The organism is Streptomyces sp. NPDC002698, from assembly GCF_042888945.1.
Classification (GTDB): domain Bacteria; phylum Actinomycetota; class Actinomycetes; order Streptomycetales; family Streptomycetaceae; genus Streptomyces.
This window is the reverse complement of sequence record NZ_JBIAQM010000003.1, coordinates 453,304-476,659: the sequence shown is the minus strand read 5'-3', so window position 1 is coordinate 476,659 and position 23,356 is coordinate 453,304. Positions and strand designations below refer to the sequence as shown.

The 23,356-nt window shown below is 71.6% G+C and carries 23 protein-coding genes; 13 read left to right on the top strand and 10 right to left on the bottom strand.

Annotation, left to right across the window (positions count from 1 at the left end; translation table 11 throughout):
* Window positions 1-56 precede the first annotated feature (56 nt).
* The gene (locus ACFYW9_RS06945; protein WP_389145696.1) at window positions 57-722 is read right to left on the bottom strand and encodes a class I SAM-dependent DNA methyltransferase; all 666 of its coding nucleotides are present in this window, start codon (window positions 720-722) and stop codon (window positions 57-59) included.
* A gap of 118 nt (window positions 723-840) precedes the next feature.
* The gene (locus ACFYW9_RS06940; RefSeq protein WP_389145693.1) at window positions 841-2,298 is read right to left on the bottom strand and encodes an MFS transporter; all 1,458 of its coding nucleotides are present in this window, start codon (window positions 2,296-2,298) and stop codon (window positions 841-843) included.
* A 179-nt stretch (window positions 2,299-2,477) separates the two neighbouring features.
* Here ACFYW9_RS06940 and ACFYW9_RS06935 point away from each other — a divergent pair, with 179 nt between their 5' ends.
* Together ACFYW9_RS06935 and ACFYW9_RS06930 are read left to right on the top strand one after the other, a co-directional pair.
* The gene (locus tag ACFYW9_RS06935) at window positions 2,478-3,125 is read left to right on the top strand and encodes a TetR/AcrR family transcriptional regulator (RefSeq protein WP_389145801.1); all 648 of its coding nucleotides are present in this window, start codon (window positions 2,478-2,480) and stop codon (window positions 3,123-3,125) included.
* 100 nt (window positions 3,126-3,225) lie between these two features.
* Window positions 3,226-4,266 (top strand): DMT family transporter, encoded by a 1,041-nt coding sequence (locus ACFYW9_RS06930; RefSeq protein WP_389145690.1) that lies wholly within the window; start codon window positions 3,226-3,228, stop codon window positions 4,264-4,266.
* Here the strand turns inward: ACFYW9_RS06930 and ACFYW9_RS06925 are convergent.
* Both ACFYW9_RS06925 and ACFYW9_RS06920 read right to left on the bottom strand, forming a co-directional pair.
* Window positions 4,151-5,056 carry a LysR family transcriptional regulator gene (locus ACFYW9_RS06925; protein WP_389145687.1) on the bottom strand — a complete coding sequence of 302 codons (906 nt, stop codon included), beginning with the start codon at window positions 5,054-5,056 and terminating at the stop codon, window positions 4,151-4,153. The genes ACFYW9_RS06930 and ACFYW9_RS06925 overlap by 116 nt on opposite strands.
* A gap of 1 nt (window position 5,057) precedes the next feature.
* The gene (locus tag ACFYW9_RS06920; RefSeq protein ID WP_351863044.1) at window positions 5,058-5,456 is read right to left on the bottom strand and encodes a PLD nuclease N-terminal domain-containing protein; all 399 of its coding nucleotides are present in this window, start codon (window positions 5,454-5,456) and stop codon (window positions 5,058-5,060) included.
* An 89-nt stretch (window positions 5,457-5,545) separates the two neighbouring features.
* Here ACFYW9_RS06920 and ACFYW9_RS06915 point away from each other — a divergent pair, with 89 nt between their 5' ends.
* The 8 genes from ACFYW9_RS06915 to ACFYW9_RS06880 all read left to right on the top strand — a co-directional run bounded on the left by ACFYW9_RS06915 (window position 5,546) and on the right by ACFYW9_RS06880 (window position 12,089).
* Complete coding sequence (locus ACFYW9_RS06915) at window positions 5,546-6,997, top strand: menaquinone biosynthesis decarboxylase (RefSeq protein ID WP_351863045.1); 1,452 nt, start codon at window positions 5,546-5,548, stop codon at window positions 6,995-6,997.
* Window positions 6,994-7,896, top strand: coding sequence for a menaquinone biosynthesis prenyltransferase MqnP (gene mqnP / locus ACFYW9_RS06910; RefSeq protein WP_389145682.1), 903 nt, complete (start codon window positions 6,994-6,996; stop codon window positions 7,894-7,896). Before ACFYW9_RS06915 ends, mqnP begins: the two co-directional genes overlap by 4 nt.
* A 31-nt stretch (window positions 7,897-7,927) precedes the next feature.
* Window positions 7,928-8,617, top strand: a complete 690-nt coding sequence (locus ACFYW9_RS06905) for a UbiX family flavin prenyltransferase (protein ID WP_351863047.1) — start codon at window positions 7,928-7,930, stop codon at window positions 8,615-8,617.
* A gap of 77 nt (window positions 8,618-8,694) precedes the next feature.
* Window positions 8,695-9,150 carry an Lrp/AsnC family transcriptional regulator gene (locus ACFYW9_RS06900; RefSeq protein ID WP_266761447.1) on the top strand — a complete coding sequence of 152 codons (456 nt, stop codon included), beginning with the start codon at window positions 8,695-8,697 and terminating at the stop codon, window positions 9,148-9,150.
* Window positions 9,151-9,233: 83 nt separating this feature from the next.
* Window positions 9,234-10,397: an aminofutalosine synthase MqnE gene (mqnE, locus tag ACFYW9_RS06895; RefSeq protein WP_389145677.1), complete on the top strand. Its 1,164-nt coding sequence runs from the start codon at window positions 9,234-9,236 to the stop codon at window positions 10,395-10,397.
* A 1-nt stretch (window position 10,398) separates the two neighbouring features.
* Window positions 10,399-10,932 (top strand): GNAT family N-acetyltransferase, encoded by a 534-nt coding sequence (locus ACFYW9_RS06890; RefSeq protein ID WP_389145673.1) that lies wholly within the window; start codon window positions 10,399-10,401, stop codon window positions 10,930-10,932.
* A 129-nt stretch (window positions 10,933-11,061) separates the two neighbouring features.
* Entirely contained in the window at window positions 11,062-11,367 is a 306-nt protein-coding gene (locus ACFYW9_RS06885; RefSeq protein WP_351863050.1) for a DUF4229 domain-containing protein, read from the top strand.
* A gap of 47 nt (window positions 11,368-11,414) precedes the next feature.
* Window positions 11,415-12,089: a TetR/AcrR family transcriptional regulator gene (locus tag ACFYW9_RS06880; protein WP_389145669.1), complete on the top strand. Its 675-nt coding sequence runs from the start codon at window positions 11,415-11,417 to the stop codon at window positions 12,087-12,089.
* 41 nt (window positions 12,090-12,130) lie between these two features.
* On the opposite strand, the gene ACFYW9_RS06875 is transcribed toward ACFYW9_RS06880, so the two are convergent.
* On the bottom strand, window positions 12,131-13,423 hold the full coding sequence (locus ACFYW9_RS06875) for a DUF6716 putative glycosyltransferase (RefSeq protein ID WP_389145666.1): 1,293 nt from the start codon (window positions 13,421-13,423) through the stop codon (window positions 12,131-12,133).
* A 216-nt stretch (window positions 13,424-13,639) separates the two neighbouring features.
* Window positions 13,640-14,761 carry a MaoC family dehydratase gene (locus ACFYW9_RS06870; RefSeq protein ID WP_389145663.1) on the bottom strand — a complete coding sequence of 374 codons (1,122 nt, stop codon included), beginning with the start codon at window positions 14,759-14,761 and terminating at the stop codon, window positions 13,640-13,642.
* Between the two features lie 506 nt (window positions 14,762-15,267).
* On the opposite strand from ACFYW9_RS06870, the gene ACFYW9_RS06865 reads away from it, so the two are divergent.
* A complete protein-coding gene (locus ACFYW9_RS06865; protein WP_351863054.1) occupies window positions 15,268-17,172 on the top strand; it encodes an AMP-dependent synthetase/ligase in 1,905 nt (634 codons plus the stop codon).
* Between the two features lie 146 nt (window positions 17,173-17,318).
* Here the strand turns inward: ACFYW9_RS06865 and ACFYW9_RS06860 are convergent, their stop codons facing one another.
* Complete coding sequence (locus ACFYW9_RS06860) at window positions 17,319-17,522, bottom strand: cold-shock protein (RefSeq protein ID WP_010986243.1); 204 nt, start codon at window positions 17,520-17,522, stop codon at window positions 17,319-17,321.
* A gap of 343 nt (window positions 17,523-17,865) precedes the next feature.
* On the opposite strand from ACFYW9_RS06860, the gene ACFYW9_RS06855 reads away from it, so the two are divergent.
* Complete coding sequence (locus tag ACFYW9_RS06855) at window positions 17,866-18,714, top strand: menaquinone biosynthesis protein (protein ID WP_351863055.1); 849 nt, start codon at window positions 17,866-17,868, stop codon at window positions 18,712-18,714.
* A 102-nt stretch (window positions 18,715-18,816) separates the two neighbouring features.
* Window positions 18,817-20,664: a serine/threonine-protein kinase gene (locus tag ACFYW9_RS06850; protein WP_389145798.1), complete on the top strand. Its 1,848-nt coding sequence runs from the start codon at window positions 18,817-18,819 to the stop codon at window positions 20,662-20,664.
* Window positions 20,665-20,800: 136 nt separating this feature from the next.
* Here ACFYW9_RS06850 and ACFYW9_RS06845 read toward each other — a convergent pair whose 3' ends face one another.
* The 3 genes from ACFYW9_RS06845 to ACFYW9_RS06835 form a co-directional block, all read right to left on the bottom strand.
* A complete protein-coding gene (locus ACFYW9_RS06845) occupies window positions 20,801-21,898 on the bottom strand; it encodes a CU044_5270 family protein (RefSeq protein ID WP_389145658.1) in 1,098 nt (365 codons plus the stop codon).
* A complete protein-coding gene (locus ACFYW9_RS06840) occupies window positions 21,895-22,593 on the bottom strand; it encodes an RNA polymerase sigma factor (protein WP_351863057.1) in 699 nt (232 codons plus the stop codon). Before ACFYW9_RS06840 ends, ACFYW9_RS06845 begins: the two co-directional genes overlap by 4 nt.
* Window positions 22,594-22,734: 141 nt before the next feature.
* The gene (locus tag ACFYW9_RS06835) at window positions 22,735-23,337 is read right to left on the bottom strand and encodes a hypothetical protein (RefSeq protein ID WP_389145654.1); all 603 of its coding nucleotides are present in this window, start codon (window positions 23,335-23,337) and stop codon (window positions 22,735-22,737) included.
* Window positions 23,338-23,356: the final 19 nt, after the last annotated feature.

Below are 23,356 nucleotides of genomic sequence, written 5' to 3'. Positions count from 1 at the left end.
ACTGTCCCCCGGGCCCCCCTCCCGCGTCGCCGGAACACGAGGGCGCGTCGGGGCACTCAGAGAACCGTCGCGGCCGACAGCGGATCTCCGGTCCTGCGGGCCAGGACGAAGGCCTGCGGGGTCTTCTCCGGGGGCTCGGCCTCGCGGACGAGGCGGGCGACCTCGGACAGGCCCGCGTTCCGCAGGAGTACGGCCACCCGCTCGGGCGGGAAGCGGTGGACGTCGAGGTCCACGTCGTGGCCGTAGGCGTGCTCCAGCCGCACCTGTCCGTCGCCGGCCTTGAACGCGATGAGCAGATGGCCGCCGGGGGCCAGGACGCGGTGGAACTCGGCGAACATCACCGGCAGTTCGTCGACCGGCGTGTGCACGGTGGAGTACCAGACGAGTGCTCCGGCGAGCGTGCCGTCCCCGAGGCCGAGTCCGGTCATCGTGCCCACCTCGAACCGCAGACGAGGATGGGTCCGGCGGGCCACCGCCACCATCCCGGGCGACAGGTCGATCCCGAACGCGTCGAGCCCGAGCTTCTCCAGATGGGCGGTCACGCGGCCCGGCCCGCACCCGAGGTCCGCCACGGCCCCGCCCCCGCCGGCCCGCACCCGTTCCGCGAACGCCGCCAGCATCGCCATGTCCAGCGGTCTGCCCAACTCGTCCTTGAGCAGCTCGGCGTAGTCGGCGGCGACGGTGTCGTAGGAGGTGCGGGTGGCGTGCAGGCGAGTGGTCATGGCGGCGAAGGGTAGACCGGAGCCCGGACACTCACGGCCGCCACCGGCCGGAATCCGCCACCCGCGGCAGCGGCTCGCCCGTGCCGCGGAGGCACCCGGCAACCCCGGCTCGGACGTCTCAGGCGGGCTCCTCGGTGACGTGGGAGTCGGTGAGCGTGAGTGCGCCGCCGGCCGCGATCAGGCCGACGACGACCGCCAGCACGGCGTAGGTGATCCGCTCGCCGTGGAAGAACGACGCCACCAGGGAGTCGCTCCAGGTGCCCGCGGGCAGATGGGTGGTGACCAGCGCGGCGATGAGGGTGCCGACCACGGCGGTGCCGATGCTGCTCCCGACCTCCTGGGCGGTGTCGTTGAGCGCCGTGCCGATCGACGTGCGGTTGCCCGGCATCGCGTCGACGAGCGCGATGGCGCAGATCGTCATGACGGTGCGCAGTCCGACGGTCATCACGACCATGCAGACCGCGATCGCGCCGTAGCCGCGGTCGACGCCCCAGGACAGCCCCGCGAGTGAGCCGGCCAGGCAGGCCGCGCCGACCAGGCAGGCGACGCGGTGGCCGAACCTTCCCGCGAGCCACTCGGACAGGGGGGTCGCGACGACCATGGTCACGATCATCGGCAGGTTCGCCAGGCCGGCCCGTACGGGGCTCCACCCGTAGACGTACTGGAAGTGGAGGATCAGCCCGAACATCACGGCGGCCATCGCGATGGCCGTGCCGATCTGCGCGATGGCGGCGCCGCGGACGGTGCCGTCGGAGAAGAGGCGGAGGTCCAGCATCGGGGACGCGCTGCGGCGCTCGTGCCACACGAACGCGATCCCCGCGACGACGGCGCCGAGGACCGACGCGAGGGTGGCCGTGGAGAGCCAGCCGTGCTCGACGCCGCTGGTCAGCGAGTAGCAGGCGAGGCCGATGGCGGTGACGCTCAGGCCCGCGCCCGGCAGATCGAGCTTGTCGTGGGTCAGGTCCTGCGGCCGGTCGGCCGGGACGCCGAGGCGGACGCCGATGGCCGCGATCAACGCGATCGGGGCGTTGACGACCAGGAGCCACTGCCACTGGAAGTGGGCCAGGGCGGTGCCGCCCAGCAGCGGGCCGAGGACGAAGCCGGACATGCCGACGACGATCATCAAGGTCATCGCGCGCATGCGCAGCGCCTTGTCGTCGAACAGCCGGAAGACCAGCGAGTTGGTGATGGGGGCCATCGCCGCCGCGGCGACGCCGAGGCCGGCCCGCAAGGTGATGAGCTGCCCCGCGGTGGTGACCGCGACGACGGCCAGGCTCAGCAGGCCGAACACCGCCAGGCCGGCCAGCAGCACACGCCGGCGCCCGAGCCGGTCGGCCATCGATCCCGCCGTCAGCAGCAGGCCGCCGAACGTCAGCGAGTACCCGCCGGTGACCCACTGCAGCGCGGTCGTGCTGCTGTCGAGGTCCCGGCCGATCGTGGGCAGCGCGATCGAGAGCAGGGTGTTGTCGACCATCTCGACGAAGAAGGCCAGGCAGAGCGCGGCCAGGGGAATCCACGCCGCGCGCAGGGACGGATAGGTGCGCGACGCGGCGGGCGCTAGGGCGGTCGTGGTCATGGCGGGCCTCCTCTCGGAACGCCGTCGGCTATGGAACGACGTTCGACAATGGAACGGTGTTCGAGAATAGAACGAGGTTCGATGATGACGCAAGCTGTGATTGGATGGACGTCATGACAGGCCCGCGACCACGACCCGCCGATCGCCCTTCCCGAGGACGTCAGCGGGCCTCGCACTCCATCGAGGCCGTTCTCGGCGCGGCCGTGGCCCTGCTCGACGAGGCGGGCGAGCAGGCGCTGACGCTGCGCGCCCTCGCGACCCGGCTCGGCACCGGCGTCGGCAGCATCTACTGGTACGTCTCGGGCAAGGACGACCTGCTCGACCGGGCCATCGACCACGTGCTCGGCGGGGTGCTGACCGCCGTCGAGGGGCAGACCGCCGGCGGCGACCCGATCGACGACCTGCGCGTGATGGCCGTCACGCTGTTCGACGCGGTCGTGGACCGGCCGTGGCTGGGCGCGCACTTCATGCGCCGCACCGACGTCCAGGGCAACTCGTTGCGGCTTTTCGAGAAGCTGGGGCAGCAGACGCTCCGACTCGACCTCACGCCGTTGCAGCGGTTCCACGCCGTGTCGGCGATCGTGGGCGTCGTCGTCGGCAACGCCGCCGAGATGGGGCAGGAGCCGCCCCAGGAGGTGCTCGACGGCGTCATGGACCGCGACGAGTTCCTCGGCCGCTACACCGGGACCTGGCGTGCGCTCGACGCGAAGGAGTTCCCGTTCGTGCACGAGATCGTCGAGGAGTTCGACGGGCACGACGACAAGGTGCAGTTCCTCGCCGCGCTGGACCTGACCCTGGCGGGCCTCCGCCTCCAGGCCGGAGTCTGACGCCTCCCGCCCGTACCCATCGGCGGTGCCGATGGGGGCATCGGCAGGACGCCCCGGTGGGCCGTGGCCCGGCGGCGGGTCCCGCTCCTACCTTCGGCACATGACCTCAGCCACCGCGGTCGAGAACAAGGGCGTCGCCCAGCTCACCGCCGCCATGATGCTCTCCGGGACCCTCGGCGTCTTCGTCGTCGAGTCCGGGGCCCCGCCCTTCGACGTCGTCTTCTTCCGCGTCCTGTTCGGGGCGCTCGCCCTCGGCGGCTACGCGCTGGCCCGGGGCTACTTCCGGGGCCACGGCTTCACCCCGCGCACGCTCGGACTCGCCGCGCTCGGCGGGATGTTCATCGTCTTCAACTGGGTCCTGCTCTTCCAGTCGTACGAGAACACCTCGATCTCCGTCGCGACCGTCGTCTACCACACGCAGCCGTTCTACGTGGTGCTGCTCGGCGCCCTGCTCTTCCGTGAGCGGCTCACGGCGGCCAAGGTCGGCTGGATCGCCCTCGCCTTCGCCGGTCTCGTCCTCGTCTCGGGCGTCTCCCCGGCCGACTTCGCGAACGGCGGCTCGTACCTCACCGGCCTGGGACAGGCACTCCTCGCCGCGCTCCTCTACGGACTGTCCACCCTGGTCACCAAGCGCGTCACCGGCGTCCGCCCGCACCTCATCGCGCTCGTCCAGGTCCTCGTCGGCATCCCGCTGCTGCTCCCCTTCGCCGACTTCGGCGCGATGCGCGGGACCGGGGCGGACTGGGGCTGGCTGGTCGGGCTCGGAGTCGTCCACACCGGGCTGATGTACGTCCTGATGTACGCCGCGTACGCCAAGCTCCCGACCGCGAAGATCGCCGTGCTCGCCTTCACCTACCCGGCCGTCGCGATGGTCATGGACTGGGCGGTGTACGGCCACCACATCGGGCTCGTCCAGGCCCTCGGCGTCCCGCTGATCGTGACGGCCAGCCTGAAGGTCACGCTCGCCGGGACCGCCGGGACCGCCGGGACCGCCGGGACCGGCGGGATCTCCCTGGCGGGCCGGATCACCCGGGCCGGCCGGACTCCTCGGACACCAGTTGCCGTGCCCGCTCCACGAACAGCCGCGCATGCGCCGGAAGCCGCTTCCCGGCCCGCCACGCCAGCTGCGTCCGAAGCGTGAACGGCGGCTCCCAGTCCAGCCGTACGAGCGTGCCCCGCTCCAGTTCCGCGGCGACCGTCACCTCGGGAAGCAGTGCGATCCCGAGGCCGGCCGCCGCGGCCCGTTTGGTCGCCTCGATCGTGCCGAACTCCGTGAAGTCGACGGGAGAAGCTTCCGGGGTGAGGGAGTTGAGCTCCCGCTCGAACAAGTCCCGGTAGGCGCAGCCGGGTTCGGTGGCGAGCAGGGAGCGGCCGGTGAGGTCGGCGGTGGCCGGTGCCGTGCCGGCGAGCGGATCGCCGGGGGCGGCGACCAGCGCGAGGGGTTCCTCCGCGAGCACCGCGACCTCCAGACCCGCGTGCTCGGTGTCCTCCTCCATCAGGAAGCCGACGTCGTACGTGCCCTGGCGCAGGGCCTGTCGGGTCTCGTCACCGATGGTCGTGCGCAGCGACAGCCGCACCCGGGGATGGCGGTGATGGAAGAACTCCAGGAGCGGCAGCAGCCGGTACGAGGTGAGGGACTCCATCGTGCCGACGGTGAGCGCCCCGGAGGGCTCCTCGGCGCCGACGACCGCGACCCGCGCCTCCTCCGTCAGCTCGATGATCTGCCGGGCGTAGGGCAGCAGCCGCTCACCCGCCTCGGTCAGCCGGATCCTGCTGCCCAGCCGGTCGAAGAGCTCCGTGCCGAGCGAGGACTCCAGGGCGCGGATCTGGCCGGTCACGCTGGACTGCGCGTACGCCAGCTCGGCCGCCGCCCGGGTGAAGCTCAGGACGGTCGCGACCTTCTCGAAGGTCACCAGCAGGCGCAGCTCCATCTCAGGACTCTTCGTCGGACCTGGTCTGCTCCTCGCGCCGCTTCAGCTCCTCCTCGCGGCGCCGCAGGTCGGCCTCCCAGTCCTTCAGGAGGGACTCGTCCTTGCGGTTCTCGGCCTTGAGCGAGTTGAGGAACTCGGGGTTGTCGTCGGGCGCGACGAACTGCGTGCGGTGGTTGCGGTGCCACTCGGAGGGCGTGGAGCCGTCTGCCGGACCCCGGCGGTTGCGGCCCGCGACCAGCCAGGCGACCGGACCGACCAGCACCTCGCCGAAGAGCAGGATGATGATGACCCAGACGACCTTGGGCAGGCCTCTGACCTCCTCCTCCGGCGTGTTCAGACAGTCGATGAAGGCATAGATCCACAGCGCCAGGACCAGCAGGAAGGGCAGATACCTGAGCATGGCCGAACGATCCCCCAGTGAGCGACGGCGGGGCGGCACGGGCCCCCCGGTGACGGGCACAGGGTAGCGGGTGGCCGATACTTGGACACATGGCTTACGACGATCTTCGCTCCCTGCTGAGGGCGCTGGAGCGCGAGGGAGACCTCAAGCGCATCAAGGCCGAGGTGGATCCGTACCTGGAGGTCGGGGAGATCGTCGACCGGGTGCAGAAGGCGGGCGGCCCCGCGCTGCTCTTCGAGAACGTGCGCGGGTCGGCGATGCCGCTCGCGATGAACGTCTTCGGCACCGACCGGCGACTGCTGAAGGCCCTCGGCCTGAAGTCGTACGCCGAGATCTCCGAGAAGATCGGCGGACTGCTCCGGCCGGAGCTGCCGCACGGCTTCGTGGGAGTGCGCGAGGCCTTCGGGAAGCTCGGCGCGATGGCGCACGTTCCGCCGAAGAAGGTCAAGGACGCGCCGGTGCAGGAAGTGGTGCTGCGCGGCGAGGACGTCGACCTCGACGCCCTGCCCGCCCTGTTCACCTGGCCCGACGACGGCGGCTCCTTCTTCAACCTGGGCCTCACCCACACCAAGGACCCCGAGTCCGGCATCCGCAACCTCGGTCTGTACCGCCTCCAGCGCCACGACAAGCGCACCATCGGCATGCACTGGCAGATCCACAAGGACAGCCGGAACCACTACCAGGTCGCGGCCCGCCGGGGCGAGCGGCTGCCCGTGGCGATCGCCTTCGGCTGCCCGCCCGCCGTGACGTACGCCTCCACCGCCCCGCTGCCCGGTGACATCGACGAGTACCTCTTCGCCGGGTTCATCCAGGGCAAGCGGATCGAGATGGTCGACTGCAAGACCGTTCCGCTCCAGGTGCCCGCGAACGCCGAGGTCGTCCTGGAGGGCTGGCTGGAGCCGGGCGAGACGCTGCCCGAGGGGCCGTTCGGCGACCACACCGGGTTCTACACCCCGCAGGAGCCGTTCCCGGCGCTGACCATCGACTGCGTGACGATGCGCAGGCGGCCGCTGCTCCAGTCCATCGTGGTGGGGCGGCCCCCCACGGAGGACGGGCCCCTCGGCCGGGCGACGGAGCGGTTCTTCCTCCCCCTGCTGAAGATCATCGTGCCGGACATCGTGGACTACCACCTGCCGGAGGCGGGCGGTTTCCACAACTGCGCGATCGTCTCGATCGACAAGAAGTACCCCAAGCACGCCCAGAAGGTGATGCACGCCGTCTGGGGCGCCCACATGATGTCCCTGACGAAGCTCATCGTGGTCGTCGACGCGGACTGCGACGTCCACGATCTGCACGAGGTGGCCTGGCGCGCGCTCGGCAACACGGACTACGCGCGTGACCTCACCGTCGTCGAAGGCCCGGTCGACCACCTCGACCACGCCTCCTACCAGCAGTTCTGGGGCGGCAAGGCGGGCATCGACGCGACGAAGAAGTGGCCCGAGGAGGGCTACACCCGGGACGGCGGCTGGCCCGAGATGGTGCTGTCCGACCCGCGGACGGCGGCGAAGGTCGACCGCCGTTGGAAGGAGTACGGGCTGTGAGTTCAGCTTCCGCGGCGCTTCCGCAGCCGGGCCGCACCAAGGCGTTCCTGCGCCTCGTCATGATCGAGCACTCGGTGTTCGCGCTGCCCTTCGCGTACATCGCGGCGCTCACCGCGATGTTCGAGGTCGACAAGAACATCCACTGGGCGAAGCTGCTCCTGGTCACCGTCGCGATGGTGGGCCTGCGCACCTTCGCCATGGCGGCGAACCGGATCATCGACCGCGAGATCGACGCCCGCAACCCCCGTACGGCCCATCGCGAACTGGTCACCGGCGCGATGAGCGTGAAGCACGCCTGGACGGGCGCGCTGGTCGCCCTGGTCGTCTTCCTCGGCGCCGCGGCCCTGCTCAACCCGCTGTGCCTCGCGCTGGCGCCCATCGCGGTCATCCCCATGGTCGTCTACCCGTACGGCAAGCGGTTCACGAACTTCCCGCAGGCCATCCTGGGTCTCGCCCAGGCCATGGGCCCGGTCGGCGCCTGGATCGCCGTCACCGGCACCTGGTCCTGGGACGCGGTCGTCCTCGGCCTCGCGGTCGGCGTCTGGATCGGCGGCTTCGACCTGATCTACGCCTGCCAGGACGTCGAGACCGACCGGGAGATCGGCGTGATGTCGGTCCCGGCGCGCTTCGGCATCCCGGCCGCCATCCAGGGCGCGCGCGGCTGCCACGCGGTGACGACGGCGCTGTTCGTCTGGTACGGAGCGGCCACCGGCGCCGGCGCCTTCTTCTGGCTGGGTCTGGTGATCGTCGCGGGTGCCTTCCTCTACGAGCACTCCATCGTGAAGCCGCACGACCTGAGCCGGCTGAACCGGGCGTTCTTCCAGGTCAACGGCTTCATCGGGATCGCCCTGTTCGTGTGTGCCCTGCTCGACCTGCTGGTGCGCGGGCTGACGGTCTGACCATGGCCGGTGGCCGGATAGGCTCGACACCATGAAGCCAGGACAGACGCAGCGCCGGCCTTGGATCGTGGGGGTCTCCGGCGCGTCCGGTACGCCGTACGCGGCCGCGGTGCTGCGTTCGCTGCTGGAAGCGGGGGAGAGCGTCGACCTGGTCGTCAGCAGGGCCTCACGGCTCACGCTGCTCGACGAGACCGGCCTCCCGTTCCGCGACGCCCACTGGCGGGACGATCTGCGCGCGTGGCTGGAACGGGGCGCCGACGGCAAGCCCGGCACCTTCGACGTCCCCGGGGAACATCTCGACGGCGTACGGCACTGGAGCGCCGGCGACCTGGCGGCGGGCCCCTCGTCGGGTTCGTATCCGGCCAAGGGCATGCTGATCGTGCCCGCGTCCACCGCCTGTGTGGCCGGAGTCGCCCTCGGCCTCTCCAAGGATCTGCTGCAACGGGCCGCGAGTGTCACCCTCAAGGAGGGGCGCAAGCTGGTCGTCGCCGTGCGGGAGACCCCGCTGAACGGGCAGACACTGCGTCACCTGGTCTCCCTGGACGACGCGGGCGCCACCGTGCTGCCCGCCTCGCCGGCGTTCTACGCGGGAGCCACGCACATCCAGGACCTGGTGGACTTCGTCGCCGGACGGGCCCTCGACGCGGCGGGCGTCGAACACGGCCTGTACCGCCGGTGGAAGGGCGAACTCGGGAGCGGCTCCCGGGACGCCACCACCTGACCTCTCACGACCTCTCGAACTCTCACGACCGAACTCTCACGACTTCTCCGACCTTTTCAGCGGAAGGCTTCGATCGCATGGACGCGGTGGACAGGCAGCTCATCCAGGCACTGAGGGAGAACGGCCGGGCCTCCTACGCGGAGCTGGGGCGCCTCGTCGGACTGTCGGGACCCAGTGTCACCGACCGCATCAACCGGCTGGAGGCGGCCGGCGTCATCACCGGGTACCGCGCGACGGTCGACTCGGCCTCGCTCGGTCTCGGCGTCACCGCCCTGATCGGCATCTCGCTCTCCGACGCCGCCGACCACGAGGACGTGGCCCGGCGGCTGCGCGACCTCAGCGAGATCGAGGACTGCTGGTTCATCGCGGGAGACGACTCGTTCATGCTCAAGGTGCGCTCCAGCGACGTCGACGGACTGGAGAAGACCATCCGGCGGCTGTCCGGGACCAAGGGCGTCTCCCGCACCCGCACGACGATCGTGCTCTCCACGAAGTGGGAGAACCGGGTCGGAGAACTGCCCGAGGAGGAGTAGGCGCGAACCCCCTGGTGGGGGCCCTTCGCCGGAAAGGCGGGGGAGTACGGTTGGCAGCGTTCGTCACAGGGAGAGGTAATCGCATGGATGTCGGGCTCAAGCGCGAGCTGGAGGACAAGGTCCGGGCCGGTGAGCGGCTCAGCCGCGAGGACGGCATCGCGCTGTACGAGTCGGACGACCTGGCCTGGCTCGGCGGGCTCGCGCACGAGGTGCGCACGCGGAAGAACGGCGACGTCGTCCACTTCAACGTCAACCGTCACCTCAACATGACGAACGTGTGCACCGCGTCCTGCGCGTACTGCTCGTTCCAGCGCAAGCCGGGCGAGAAGGACGCGTACACGATGCGCATCGAGGAGGCCGTCCGCCTCGCCAAGTCGATGGAGGGCGAGAACCTCACCGAGCTGCACATCGTCAACGGCCTGCACCCCAGCCTGCCCTGGCGGTACTACCCGCGCTCGCTCAGCGAACTGAAGAAGGCCCTGCCGAGCGTCTCGCTGAAGGCGTTCACGGCCACCGAGATCCACCACTTCGAGACCATCTCCGGGCTGTCGGCCTCGGAGATCCTCGACGAACTGATCGAGGCCGGCCTGGAGTCGCTGACCGGCGGCGGCGCGGAGATCTTCGACTGGGAGGTCCGGCAGCACATCGTCGACCACCGCACCCACTGGGAGGACTGGTCGCGCATCCACCGCCTCGCGCACGAGAAGGGTCTCAAGACCCCGTGCACGATGCTCTACGGGCACATCGAGGAACCCCGTCACCGGGTCGACCACGTGCTCAGGCTGCGTGAGCTCCAGGACGAGACCGGCGGCTTCCAGGTCTTCATCCCGCTGCGCTACCAGCACGACTTCGTGGACATGAAGGACGGCAAGGTCAGGAACCGCCTCCAGGCGCGCACCCAGATGGCGACCGGCGCCGAGGCGCTGAAGACCTTCGCCGTCTCCCGGCTGCTCTTCGACAACGTCCCGCACGTCAAGGTCTTCTGGGTCATGCACGGAGTCCAGACCGCCCAGCTCGCGCTCCAGCACGGCGCCGACGACATGGACGGCTCGGTCGTCGAGTACAAGATCACGCACGACGCGGACAACTACGGCACGCCGAACAAGCTCACCCGCGAGGACCTGCTGGACCTCATCCGGGACGCGGGCTTCCGCCCGGTGGAGCGCAACACGCGCTACGAGATCATCCGCGAGTACGACGGACCGGACGCGGCGCGCCGCGAGACCCCGCAGGCCATGCGGGTCTGACGTGGCGCTGGTCTTCGAACTGGACCCGGCGGTCACCCCTGAGCTCAGGGACGGTGTCGTCGCCCTCTGGGTGGACGTCTCGAACGCGGGCGGCTCCGTCGGCTTCGTGCCGCCGGTGGCCGCCGGCGACGTGCGCCCCGAACTCGTGAAGCACTTCGTCGCCATGGCGGAGGGCCGCACCCGGCTGCTGGTCGGCCGGGACGAGGAGGGCGGCGTCGCCGCGACCGCCTTCCTCACGCACAACACCCACCGGCTGATGCGGCACTGGGTCTGGCTGTACACCGTGATGGTGCACCCGCGGCACCAGGGCAGGGGATACGGCCGGGATCTGCTCGTCGCCGCCGAGGAGGCCGCGGGCCGTCTCGACGGCATCGAGGCGATACGGCTGACCTGCCGGGGCGGTGAGGGCCTCGAACGCTTCTACTCCTCCTGCGGCTACAAGGAGGTCGGACGGGTGCCGGGCGCGATCCGCGTCGCACCCGGCGACGAGCGGGACGACATCACGATGCTGCTGCCCCTGCCGCGCCGCGCCTGACCGCCCTCCCGCTCCGTGACCGAGGACGCCCCGTCCCCGTGACCGAGGACCCCCTGCAAGATCGCTGTTCCGGCGTGCTTCACTGGACAGGGTTCTTTGGGAACGTTCGGAACGGAAGAGTGGATTGAGATGCTCCGCTACACACTGATGCGCCTCGGTATCTTCGTGGGCTGCCTCGTGGTCGTCTGGGGCCTCGTCTACTCGGGCGTCGCCCCGCGCGGCCTCGGCGACTCCAACTACATGTGGGTCGTCCTGCTGGCCCTGGTGATCTCCGCGCCGATCAGCTTCGTCGTCCTGCGCGGCGCGCGCGACCGTGCCTCGGCCGAGGTCGTCGCCCGCGTGGACCGCGCCCGGGCGAACCTGGACCGCAACCGCAGCCAGGAGGACGTCGCCGTGGACGAGGCCGACCGGGGCGCCGCGAACCAGGCGTCCTGAAACCGCCGCGCGCCCGGCCGCCCCGCGGTCCCTCGTAGGCTGGGCGCATGGGTGCTGTGAAGAGCAAGCGGATGCCGCGTGCGGTACGCGAACAGCAGATGCTGGACGCGGCTGTACGGACCTTCGGGCAGCGTGGGTACCGGGCCGCGTCGATGGACGAGATCGCCGAACTGGCGGGCGTGTCCAAGCCGTTGGTGTACCTGTACCTGAACTCGAAGGAAGACCTGTTCACCGCGTGCATCCGGCGTGAGGCCAAGGCGCTGACCGTGGCGGTCCGCGCCGGCGTCCGTCCCGAACTGCCCGCCGACCGTCAGCTCTGGGAAGGGCTGAGGGCGTTCTTCACGCACACCGCCGAGAACCCGGACGGCTGGGCGGTCCTGCACCTCCAGGCCCGTACGCACGGCGAGCCCTTCGCCGCCGAGGTCTTCGCGATGCGCGAGGAACTGGTCCACTTCGTCACGCAGTTGATCGTCGTCGCCGCCCGCGAGGCACATCGCGACCCGTCGCTGCCCGCACGCGAGGTCGCCGGGCTCGCGGAGGCGCTGGTCGGCGCCGCCGAGTCGATGGCCGCGTGGGCCAACGCCACCCCCGGCGTCTCGGCCCGGCAGGCCGCCGCCACCCTGATGAACTTCGCCTGGACGGGACTCGGCACCCTCATGCAGGGCCGGCCCTGGTCCCTGCCGGTCACGGGCATCCCGTCCCAGACCGCCGCGGAGGCCTGACACCCAGGCCCTAGGGCGGGACCCGTCCGTTCCGGGCGGGGTCAGTTCTGGCCCCAGCGGCGCAGCGCGGGGGCGACCCGCTCCCGGCCCACGCGGTAGAGCGACTTGGCACCGCCGCGCGCGGCCCGGCGGATCACCGTCCGCAGCGGGCCCGCGTCGCTCCCGCCCGGCGCGAGCGCCGACGGCCTGCCCTTGTCGTCGAGGCCGTTGCGCTCCAGGATGCCGCCGAGATACGCCCCCGCCCGCTGCGGCGAGTAGTACGGCCGCAGCGCCGGCAGCCGCCCCGCCGATTCCAGCGCGGTGACCCGGGCGCGGGCGGCGGCGTACGGATCGCTCTTGCCGACGCCCTGCCGTGCCGCCCAGGCCGGGTCGACACGGGGCGCCGCGCCGGCGTCGAGGTCGTCCCAGGAGGCGAGGCAGCCCGAGTGCACGAAGTAGTGGTTGCCGTGGGCCTCGCGGACCCCGAAGTCGGTGAGGATCGCGGTCGGGATGCCGCGGTGCATCGACTCCAGGGCGGCCGTGGAGCTGACCGTCACCAACAGGTCGGTGCGGTCCAGGACCTCGCCCATGTTGCCGTAGACGAGACGCAGGTTGGCCGGGGCCGGCTCGGCCATCCTCTCGACGAGGAGCTGGTACGGATCGGCCTCGACGTGCGTGGTGTGCTCGCCCGGCAGACTGCGCAGCTTCATCAGCACCAGCCGGTCGGGGTGCCGTCGCGCGTGGGCCGCCGCCCGCTCCAGCAACTGGAGCCGGGACGCCCGGCCCTTGGGCACCGACGGCTGGACGGCGAAGGTGAGCGTGAAGGGCCGTTCCGCGGACGGCGCGTACGGCTCCCCGCCGAGGAAGGGCAGGGCGCACTCCACGACCGAGCCGGGGTCGACGCCGACGCTCGCGAACGCGGCACGGAAACGGTCGGCGTCGTACCCGCTGTTGGCGAGGACGAGGTCGGTGCCGGCCCGGGCCATCAGCCCGTCGACCATCTTCTCGTACACGACCCCGACATATCCCGTGACCGTGACCGGCCGCCGCTCCCGCCCCTGCCACGCGATGCCCAGGCCGTGGGTGAGCGCGAGTGTCGTTCCTCCCGCGGTGGCCAGGACGAGCACGTCGGCGGCGGCGAGCTCCCGGTCGTCGACCAGTTCGGCGACCGTGACGTCGCGCCGGGTGTCCGGCACGATCCCGATCTCCGTGAGCTGGCGCTCCGTCGGGGTGGCCCGGGTGCGCAGGAAGAGCGCGTCGAGGGCGTGCCCGGGGGCGATCTGCCGGGCGACGGACGCGCCCCACTTCCAGCGGGTGTCGGAGTCGGCGATGACGGCGATACGTCTGGGGGGCATGGTTCGGGAGCCTTTCCTGGCGGCGGCCGGGGGTGGACCGAGGCTAGGAACGCTGTCTGAGGAGGGGATGAGGGACTGCTTGACGGCGCCTTGGCGCGCTGGGTGAACCCTGTGAGGGCTTTCTCGGCAAAGCTGTCCCACCTGGGAGTTGACGGCGGCGGGAGCGTGTGGCGGGAGCCTTCCGTCATGCGGTGTTCGCCCGAAGTTCATTCCGTCTCACGCGCGCGGTGGCCGTACCCGGCCGGTCAGATGGAGCCGCCCGCCCGAGCGGAGCTCGAACGACGTCCCCCGCGCGGCGTACGTCACCGCCCCGGGCAGCAGTACCGGCGCCCTGAACTCGGCCCGGACCTCGGCCGGCTGCCCCGGCCCGTACTCGGCGAGGCAGCGGGCGACCGTCCACATGCCGTGCGCCACGGCACGGGGGAAGCCGAAGAGGCGGGCGGTGAGGGGATGCAGGTGGATGGGGTTGCGGTCGCCGGAGACGGCGCCGTAGCGGCGGCCGACGTCCGGGGCGAGGTGCCACTCGGCGAGGGCGGGCAGCGGCTCGGAGTCCCGCTGGGGGGTGGGGTCCTGGCGGTGCGCCGGGTCCCGGCCGTGATTGTGGTCGTGGTCCGTGCCCGGGCCGTGGTCCTGGCCCGGGTTCCGGCCGTGGTCCGAGTCCCGGCCTTGGCCGTGGTCCGGGTCCGGATTCCGGGGCTGGTCCCGGTCGTGGTCGTGGCCCGGGTCCAGGTTCCGGCCGTGGTCATGGTCCGGGTCCCGGCCTTGGTCGTGATCCAGGTCCGGATTCCGGGGGTGGTTGTGGGCCCGGGCGGGAGCCTTGTCCGGGTTCCGGGGACTGTGCCGGGCGAGGTAGGTGCTCCTCGACTCCCATACGAGCTCGCCGTGCACCCTCGCCTCGGTCAGCACCGTCGCCTCCGTGCCCCTGCGGTGCGGTGCCAGCTTCTCCACCAGCACCGCGAGCTCGTACTCCGCGCTCGCGGCGCACTCCTGGCGTCCGGTGATCTCGATCGAGGTGTGCACGAGCCCGAGCAGCGGAAGCGGGAACGCGCGCCCCGCGAGGATCCGCATCGCCAGCGGAAAGGCGAGCACATGCGGATACGTGACCGGAAGGGCGTCCGCGCCGGTAGGGAACCCGCACACCCGCTCGTACGCGGCGAGGTGGGCGAGGTCGGCCCGCACGCCGGGGAGGACGAACCGGGTGGCGGGGACGGGGGCGTCCGGGCGGGGCCGCTTGAAGGGGGAGAGCAGGGCGCCGCGGGCCAGCAGCGGGACGAGCGAGGGGGGAGCGGCGAGGGTGCGGGTCCCCGGCTCGGGGCGGACGGGGGGCTGAACGCGCATCGGAGTCTCCAGGCGGGCGGAAGGGTGCGGCTCTCGGCGGGGCGGGGCGGGGCGGCGCGGGGTTCGGCGGGCGGGACTGTCCGGCGTGGGGGCGGGTATGAGGTGACTCTGGAGTAAGTTACCGAGGGTAAGGCTACGTCGGGGAGGGGGTGGGGGGCGAGATGGGCTGCGGCGGCCTCTTGGCGGCGGGGCGCTCGGAGGCGGGCCGCGAAGGCTTCGGCGCACCGGCGCCGGGTGCTCCGGCGCAGGGGTGGCCAGGGCGTTCGGCGTCGTCGGCCGCGGGGCCGGAAAGGGCACAGCTACCCCGGGTAACCCGCACTTCGCCTGCGGCAAAGCGTCACAAACCCCACACTTCGGCACCGTAGGATCCCCGTCTCACCGGGTTGCCGAGACCCCTGAACCCCCACTCCCAGGGCCCGTACGAGGATTCGCGCCCCCGCGCGTCTCCTCCGGGCCCGAACACGCTTCGCACCCGCCCCGGCCTTCGGCCGACAAGGAGCCGCCCCGTGTCCAGCCCGTACTCGTCCGACTCCGCCCCCTTCCTTCCGGAGCCCGAGATCAGGCGGCTGGACGGTGTCGTGCGCGAGGTCGCGGTGCCGCCGATCGTGGGACAGGTGACGCACGGATCCCTCGCGGACATCCCGTTCGACAACGCGGCCGCCGCCCCGCTGGAGCCGGTCCTCAGCCGGAAGACCCCGGACGGCGAGGGCTGGACGGACGTGACCGCCGCCGAGTTCGCCGAGCAGGTCCTGGCGGTGGCCAAGGGGCTGATCGCGGAGGGGCTGGTGCCGGGCGACCGGATCGCCATCATGGCCCGGACGACGTACGAGTGGACGCTCCTCGACTTCGCCGCCTGGGCCGCGGGCCTGGTCACCGTGCCGGTGTACCCGACCTCCTCCGTCTTCCAGACCCGCTGGATCCTCCAGGACTCGGGAGCCGTCGCGCTCGCCGTGGAGTCCGTGGAGCAGGCCGCCGCGCTCGGCCCCGAGCGCGGACACATCCCCGACCTGCGGCACATGTGGATCTTCGAGAAGGGTCATGTGGAGCGTCTCGCGGAGCTCGGCCGTGAGGTCCCGGACCAGGAAGTGACCGTACGGCGCGGGGTGCTGGGCCCGGACACGCTCGCCACCCTCATCTACACCTCGGGCACCACCGGCCGCCCCAAGGGCTGCGTCCTGACCCACGGCAACTTCTTCGCCGAGGTCGACAACGCCGTCGAACTGCTCTACCCGATCTTCAAGGCCCGCACCCGGGATCCCGCCTCCACCCTCCTCTTCCTCCCCCTCTCGCACGTCTTCGGCCGCATGGTGGCCGTGGCCTGTCTGCGCGCGCGGGTCAAACTCGGCCACGCCCCGAGTCTCCGGACCGAGGAACTCCTCGCGGACCTGGCCTCGTTCAAGCCGACCTTCCTGCTCGCCATCCCCTACGTCCTGGAGAAGGTCTTCAACACCGGCCGCGCCACGGCCGAACGGATGGGCCGCGGTTCGTCCTTCGACCGGGCGGCCCGGATCGCCCAGAAGTACGGCGAGGCCGTCGAGGCCGAACAGCACGGCACCGGTCCCGGCCCGAGCCGGGCCCTGCGCGCGGCCCGGGCCCTCTACGACCCCCTGGTCTACCGGCGTATCCGCAACGCCCTCGGCGGCAGGGTCCGGCACGCCATCTGCGGCGGGTCCCCGCTCGGCCGCCGGCTCGCCGCCTTCTACGCGGGAGCCGGCATCGAGATCTTCGAGGGGTACGGCCTGACGGAGACCACGGCCGCCGCGACCGTCACGCCGCCGCAGAAACCGCGCCTCGGCACGGTGGGCCGGCCCCTGCCGGGCACCCGGGTGCGGATCGCCGCCGACGGGGAGGTGCTGCTGTGCGGCGCGCAGGTCTTCCGCGGCTACTGGGACCCGCACGCGGGCGGTGTCGTCGACGCCGCCCCGGACGGCTGGTTCGCGACCGGCGACATCGGCGAACTGGACGACGGCGGCTACCTCGCCATCACCGGCCGCAAGAAGGAGATCCTGATCACCGCGGGCGGCAAGAACGTCGCCCCGGCGCCCCTCCAGGACTGGCTGCGCGCCCATCCGCTGATCGCCCAGTGCATCGTCCTGGGGGACCGCCGCCCGTTCGTCTCCGCCCTCATCACCCTCGACCCCGAGGGCATCGCCCACTGGCGCCGGATGAACGGCAAGCACCCGGTTCCCCCGGAACTCGTCATGGACGACCCGGAGCTGCTGGCCATCCTGCAGCGCGCCGTCGACGAGGCCAACCGGCTCGTCTCGCGCCCCGAATCCATCCGCCGCTTCATCGTCCTGCCCGTCGACTTCACCGAGGAGGCCGGCCACCTCACCCCCTCCATGAAGCTGCGGCGCACGGCGATCGAGAAGGACTTCAGCAGGGAGATAGAGGCCCTGTACGCGACGTAGTCCCGGGCGGGGGCGGGCGGGGACGGGCGGGGACGGCGTGGTCCCCGGGCGGAAAAGGCAGGAGCCCCGCGACCGGCTGGCGCGGGGCTCCTTGGGTACTGCTATCCGTTCCGGATCAAAGCAATCGGGCTCATGGAGCCGAAGGCTTAGAGCGGGGTGACGTTCTCCGCCTGCGGGCCCTTCGGACCCTGCGTGACGTCGAAGGAAACCGACTGGTTCTCTTCGAGAGAGCGGAAACCGCTCGCGTTGATCGCGGAGTAGTGGACGAAGACGTCCGGGCCGCCGCCTTCCTGGGCAATGAAACCAAAGCCCTTTTCGGCGTTGAACCACTTCACGGTTCCGGTAGCCATAAGCCCTCCTTGGGCCCAAAGGGTTGCCCTGCTCCAGAACCTGCGATTGTGTAAACAACTGCATACGTCTGAAAACGACGAGAGCCCGCGGTCACATGCTCCGCAGGCTCTGTACTGCAAGGGAAACCAAACTGCAACTTGCGGCGAGCCTAGCACGCAGGCAGCCGAAAGCAATAGAGGCAAAGATCACGTCATCCGGACGGGTGTCCCCATGGGGTCGGGGGCCTGACGTGCGTTGACTTCGAGGTGTCACAACCGTTGACACGAGGAGTCGGGATGGTTTCCACCAGCACACGCCGACCCTGAGGCCCGCACGCTATCGCCCGGGGTCTAGCCTCACGATGTGGACAATTCTCGCACCCGGCCGCGCGTCGGCCACATCCAGTTCCTGAACTGCCTGCCCCTGTACTGGGGGCTCGCGAGAACGGGCACACTCCTCGACTTCGAGCTCACCAAGGACACCCCCGAGAAGCTCAGCGAGAAGCTGGTGCGAGGGGATCTCGACATCGGGCCCATCACGCTCGTCGAGTTCCTCAAGCACGCCGACGACCTTGTCGCCTTTCCGGACATCGCGGTCGGCTGCGACGGCCCCGTGATGTCCTGCGTGATCGTCTCGCAGGTTCCCCTCGACCAGCTCGACGGTGCCCGCGTCGCCCTCGGCTCGACCTCGCGCACCTCCGTGCGGCTCGCCCAGCTCCTGCTGGCCGAGAAGGTCGGGGTCCAGCCCTCGTACTACACGTGCCCGCCCGATCTGAGCCTGATGATGCAGGAGGCCGACGCCGCCGTCCTCATCGGCGACGCGGCGCTGCGCGCCAACCTGCTCGACGGACCGAAGTTCGGGCTCCAGGTGCACGACCTCGGCGCGCTGTGGAAGGAATGGACGGGCCTGCCCTTCGTCTTCGCCGTGTGGGCGGCCCGGCGCGACTACCTGGAGCGCGAACCGCTCGTCACCCGCAAGGTGCACCAGGCCTTCCTCTCCTCCCGTGACCTCTCCCTCGACGAGGTCTCCAAGGTCGCCGAGCAGGCGGCCCGGTGGGAGGAGTTCGACCAGTCCGTCCTGGAGGAGTACTTCACGACGCTCGACTTCCGCTTCGGCGGCCCGCAGCTGGAGGCCGTACGGGAGTTCGCGCGCCGGGTCGGCTCGACCACCGGGTTCCCGGAGGACGTGAGCGTACGGCTCCTCCAGCCGTGAGGCGCCGAATGGTCGGGCGGCGCCGATAGTCGGGCGGCTCCGGGCGCGCACGGCACTACGCTGCTGGGCAGTGTGTACGGGGGAGGGGGAACCGTGAGTGCCATGCAGCCGCTCGGAGCCGACGAACCCACGGTCGTGGGGCCCTACCGGCTGCTCGGCCGGCTGGGGTCCGGCGGCATGGGGCGCGTGTACCTGGGACGCAGTGCCGGCGGACGCACGGTCGCGGTCAAGATCGTGCATCCGCACTTCGCGCTCGACGAGGAGTTCCGCGCCCGCTTCCGCCGCGAGGTCGAGGCCGCACGGCGGGTGGGCGGCGCGTGGACGGCCCCCGTCCTGGACGCGGACCCGGAGGCGCCGGTCCCCTGGGTCGCCACCGGCTACGCGGCCGGTCCCTCACTGACGGCCGCCGTCGCGGACGGTGGACCGCTTCCGGCCCACTCCGCGCGCGTCCTCGGCGCCGGTCTCGCCGAGGCGCTCACCGCGGTCCACGCGCTGGGCCTCGTCCACCGCGACGTCAAACCCTCCAACGTGCTGCTCACCCTCGACGGTCCGCTCCTCATCGACTTCGGCATCGCGCGGGCCACGGACGGCACCGCCTCCCTGACCTCGACGGGGGTCTCGGTCGGCTCGCCCGGCTACATGTCCCCCGAGCAGATCCTCGGCAAGGGCGTCACCGGAGCCGCGGACGTCTTCTCGCTCGGCGCGGTCCTCGCGTACGGGGCCACCGGCGAGCCTCCCTTCCCCGGCGACTCCTCCGCCTCCCTCCTCTACAAGGTGGTCCACGAGGAACCGCGACTCGGCTCCCTGGAGGGCGAGTTGCGCGAGCTGGTGGCGGCCTGCCTGGCCAAGTCGCCCGCGGCGCGGCCCACTCCGGGAGAGGTGGCCGTCCGGCTCGCACCACAGGGTGCCGCCCGGCTGGTGTCGGCGGGCTGGCTGCCGGGTGCCCTGGTCGAGCGGGTGAGCCGAAGTGCCGTACAGCTGTTGAACCTTGAGGCGGCGGGGACCGTGGAGGCCACGCCGTCCGGGCCGGTGGGCTTCAGCAGTCCGTCGGTGGAGAACGGCCGGGGCGCCGGGATCGGGGCCGGGGCCGGAGCCGGTTCGGGGAGCGGTGGTGTGTCCGGCGCGCCGGGGTCCGGTTCCGGGTTCGGGCCGCCCCCGCCGGGTTTCGGGCCGCCGCCCCCGATGCCCACGTACGTACCCGGCCGGCGTGAGAGCCGGACGGCCGAACCGCAGGACGCCGTACACCGCGAGGGGGCGCCGGAACAGCAGCCGTACGACCGTCCGGGCAAGGTCTCCGTCAGCGTGGCGGCGACCTCCGCGCCGGGGGCCGGCGGACAGGGCCGCAGGATGAGCTGCACGGTCGCCCTCGCCGTCGCGGGAGCGCTGGCGGCGGTGACCGTGGGCTCGGCGTTCCTCTTCGACCTGCTGCCGGGCAGCGGCAAGGACGACCAGGGGAACGTGGCGGGCGGGCGTCCGTCGGCGACGGCGAGCGACCCCGCCACCGATCCGTCGGCGAACGCCACCCGGCCGGGCTCCACGGGGAGCGCCCCGGCACCGGGCCCGACCAAGAGCGCGTCCGACCCGGGAGACCAGTCGTCCACCGTCCCGGCCTCCTACCTCGGCACCTGGGAGGGCGACGGCCTCGCCCTCGGCGGCACCCTCCCCATGGGCACGTTCCGTGTCACCGTCCATCAGGCGGCCGTGGGCGAGGAGTTGGGCACCTTCCGGCAGACCGACCAGATCGGCGGCGTCTGCGACGACGTCCTCGTCCTCAAGAAGGTCACGAAGAAGCAGCTCGTCGCCACGAGCGTGGCGTCGGAGTCCAACCGGGACGTCTGCACCAAGGGCCGGCACGAGGTCCGGCTGACTCCCGCCGGCAGCGTCCTCACCTACGACACGGACAACGCCGAGGCGGGGGACCCGGTGGCCCGGATGACGAAGGTCGGCTGAAGTCCCGCGCCGGAAGCCGGGGTTCGTACCGCCCCGTGGCCGCCGTTCCGTGGTCACAGCCCCGTGGCCGCCGTCCTGGGACGGCGGCCACGGGGCGGGTGGACAGCGGTGGGCCTCGGCCTGCGGCGGCGGGGTCTCAGCCCTTCTGCCCGGGGGTCTGCTTCATGCCGTCGACGATCGCGCGCTCGGTGATGGCGTGGGTGAAGCGGACGGTGCCGGGCTTGATGACGATCCCGTCCTGGGTGACCGACTTGACCTGCACGGTCCGCTCGCCGAGGAAGACGTGGGTCTTCTTGTCGAAGATCCACTCCTCGCGTTCGCCGCTGGTCTCGTCCAGCCGTGCCACCGCGACGCCCGAGCGGCCGAGCGCGTCCTTGGCGTCGTTCACCACGACCACGCCCGGGATCTTCGCGGCGGCCTTGAACAGGGCCGGGTAGAGCTCCGCGGGCGGGTAGCTCTCGCCGAGCAGGTCACCGATCGTGGTGAACGCCTGCTGGTCGGGGGTGTTGCCCTGCCCCGCGGTCTCCTTGTAGATCACCTTCAGCAGCTCGTCGGGGTCGGTGGTCAGCCCGGCCAGGAAGTCGTACGACGGGTGGTTCAGGCCTGCTTCGGGGGTGTTGCCCCGCTCGTCGGGCAGGCTCAGCGTCTCGCCCTCGGCGCTGTCGTTGACGGCCGCGTCGATCAGCCAGCCCTTGGTGCCGTCGGCGGACTTCCAGATCTGGCGCCGGTGCAGCGCGTAGCTGGCGAGGCTGCTGTCGTCGCCGACCGTCTTCACGAAGGTGTCGGCCGTCTGGGACTCGATGTAGACGTACTGACCGGGCTTGACGGTGGGGTGGGTCTCCTCGGCCGCCGCCAGGGAGACCTGGTCGATCAGCTGCGGCAGGCCCTTGGTGGTCGTGGCGCCGACGGGGACGACCGCCGCGGGTCCGGTGGCGAGACCATCGTTGTGCACGCCGCTGTCCATCAGCAGCGTTCCGGCGACGACCGCGCCGGCCACAGCCATCGCGGGCAGCACGAAAGCCGGGCGCAGCAGGCGGAGTCCCCGGGGCTTCGGCAGGGCGGGGGCGGCCTTCGTGGTGTTCGCGTCCCGCTGGGTGTCCTGCTGGATGTGGGCCATCAAACGCTCCTTGTGGAACTGGTGACGGCCCGCCGGGAGATCGCGCGCAGTCTGCGGGAGGAGAGGCGCGCTCTCCTCCCACTCGGCCGGACTCTGCCGGGACTGGGTCGCTTTCATCGATTTCCTTCCGATACGGGCCGGATCGAGTGGATGTGTTCTCCTCTTGTCTGTCGATCCGGTCGGCCGAGTTCCCGATTTCCTCGTACGGGTTTTCCCGCGCGTTCTTCGGCGTGGTCGTCCGTGTACGGGACCGGCGCCGCCCGGGCGGCGGGTCGGCCGCCGAGTTCGGCCTCGGTGAGTCTGCGCAGCTTGGCGCGTGCCCGGGAGAGACGTGAGCGCACCGTTCCGACGGCGATGCCGAGCGCCTCCGCCGCGGCCGTGTACTCCAGCCCCTCCCAGAGGCACAGCGTCAGGACCTCGCGCTCGGGTCTGCGCAGGGCGGCGAGCGCGCGCAGGGCGGCGGCGATACGCCGTCGGTCGTCGAGCCGGCCCGCCACCTCGTCGGCGTGGTCGGGCAGCGTCGTCTCGGCCTCCGCGGCGGCGTTCGCCGCGGCCCGGTAGCGCCGGTTGCTGCGATGGTGGCCACGGGCGATGTTGATCGCCACGCCCAGCAGCCACGGCCGCAGGCTGCCGCCCTCGGCGCTGACCCGGTCGCGCAGACGCCACGCTTCCATGAAGGTCTCGGCCATCACGTCCTCCGCCGCGGACCAGTCGGCGGTGAGGCGGAAGGCGTGGTTGTAGACGGCGCGGGCGTAGCTGTCGTACAGCTCGGCGAACGCGCTCGGATCCCCGGCACGTATCCGGGTACGCATGTCAGTGCTCACCCTCATTAACTGCCGATCCACGCGCTCCGGGTTCCCGTGATCCGCGTCACACGGGGCGGCGGAGGTGCCGGCCGGCCACCGGACGCCGACCCGAGGCGCGGGCTCGGAGCGGGGGCGGGAGGCGGGGGTTCAGCCGGGCCCGGTCTTCTCGCGCGCATCCGAGATCTTGATGGCCGCGGCGATCAGCGCCGCGGCGACGAGCACCGTCGAGAGCAGGCCCACGGCCCAGACCCACGGGTACTCCACATGGACCCAGCAGGGGTTGCCCCGGCCGTAGCACCCGGCGTTCCAGTCGCGTCGGTGCTTGGGGCGGAAGGCCGCGAACACGACCACCGCGCACAGGAGGAAAGCGGCGACTCCTGGCAGGGAGGCGACGACCCAGCCGAGCGAACGGAGCGGGCTCGTCTTCCACTTCATCCGGGCGAGGGTCGCGATCACGGCGGCCAGGCCGATGGGCAGCACGGCACCGACGGCGGCCGCGAAGCCGTAGCCGCCGCCCGGCCAGGCGGGAGCCACATCGCCCCAGAGCTCGGATCCCCAGGTCATGCCCGCGAGCGCGAAGCCGACGATCGCAGCCGTGACCGCCAGGAAGACCAGGCAGCCGAAGTACGACTCCGCTCGGGACGCCTTCTCCCTGGCCTGCGCCCACACGGACGGCCGCTGCCGCACGTGCTCGTAGCGCAGCGCCGCCCCCGCGGCCCTGCGCCGTTTCGGCTTCGCCGATCCGCTCACCGGACCCGCACCCCCCTTC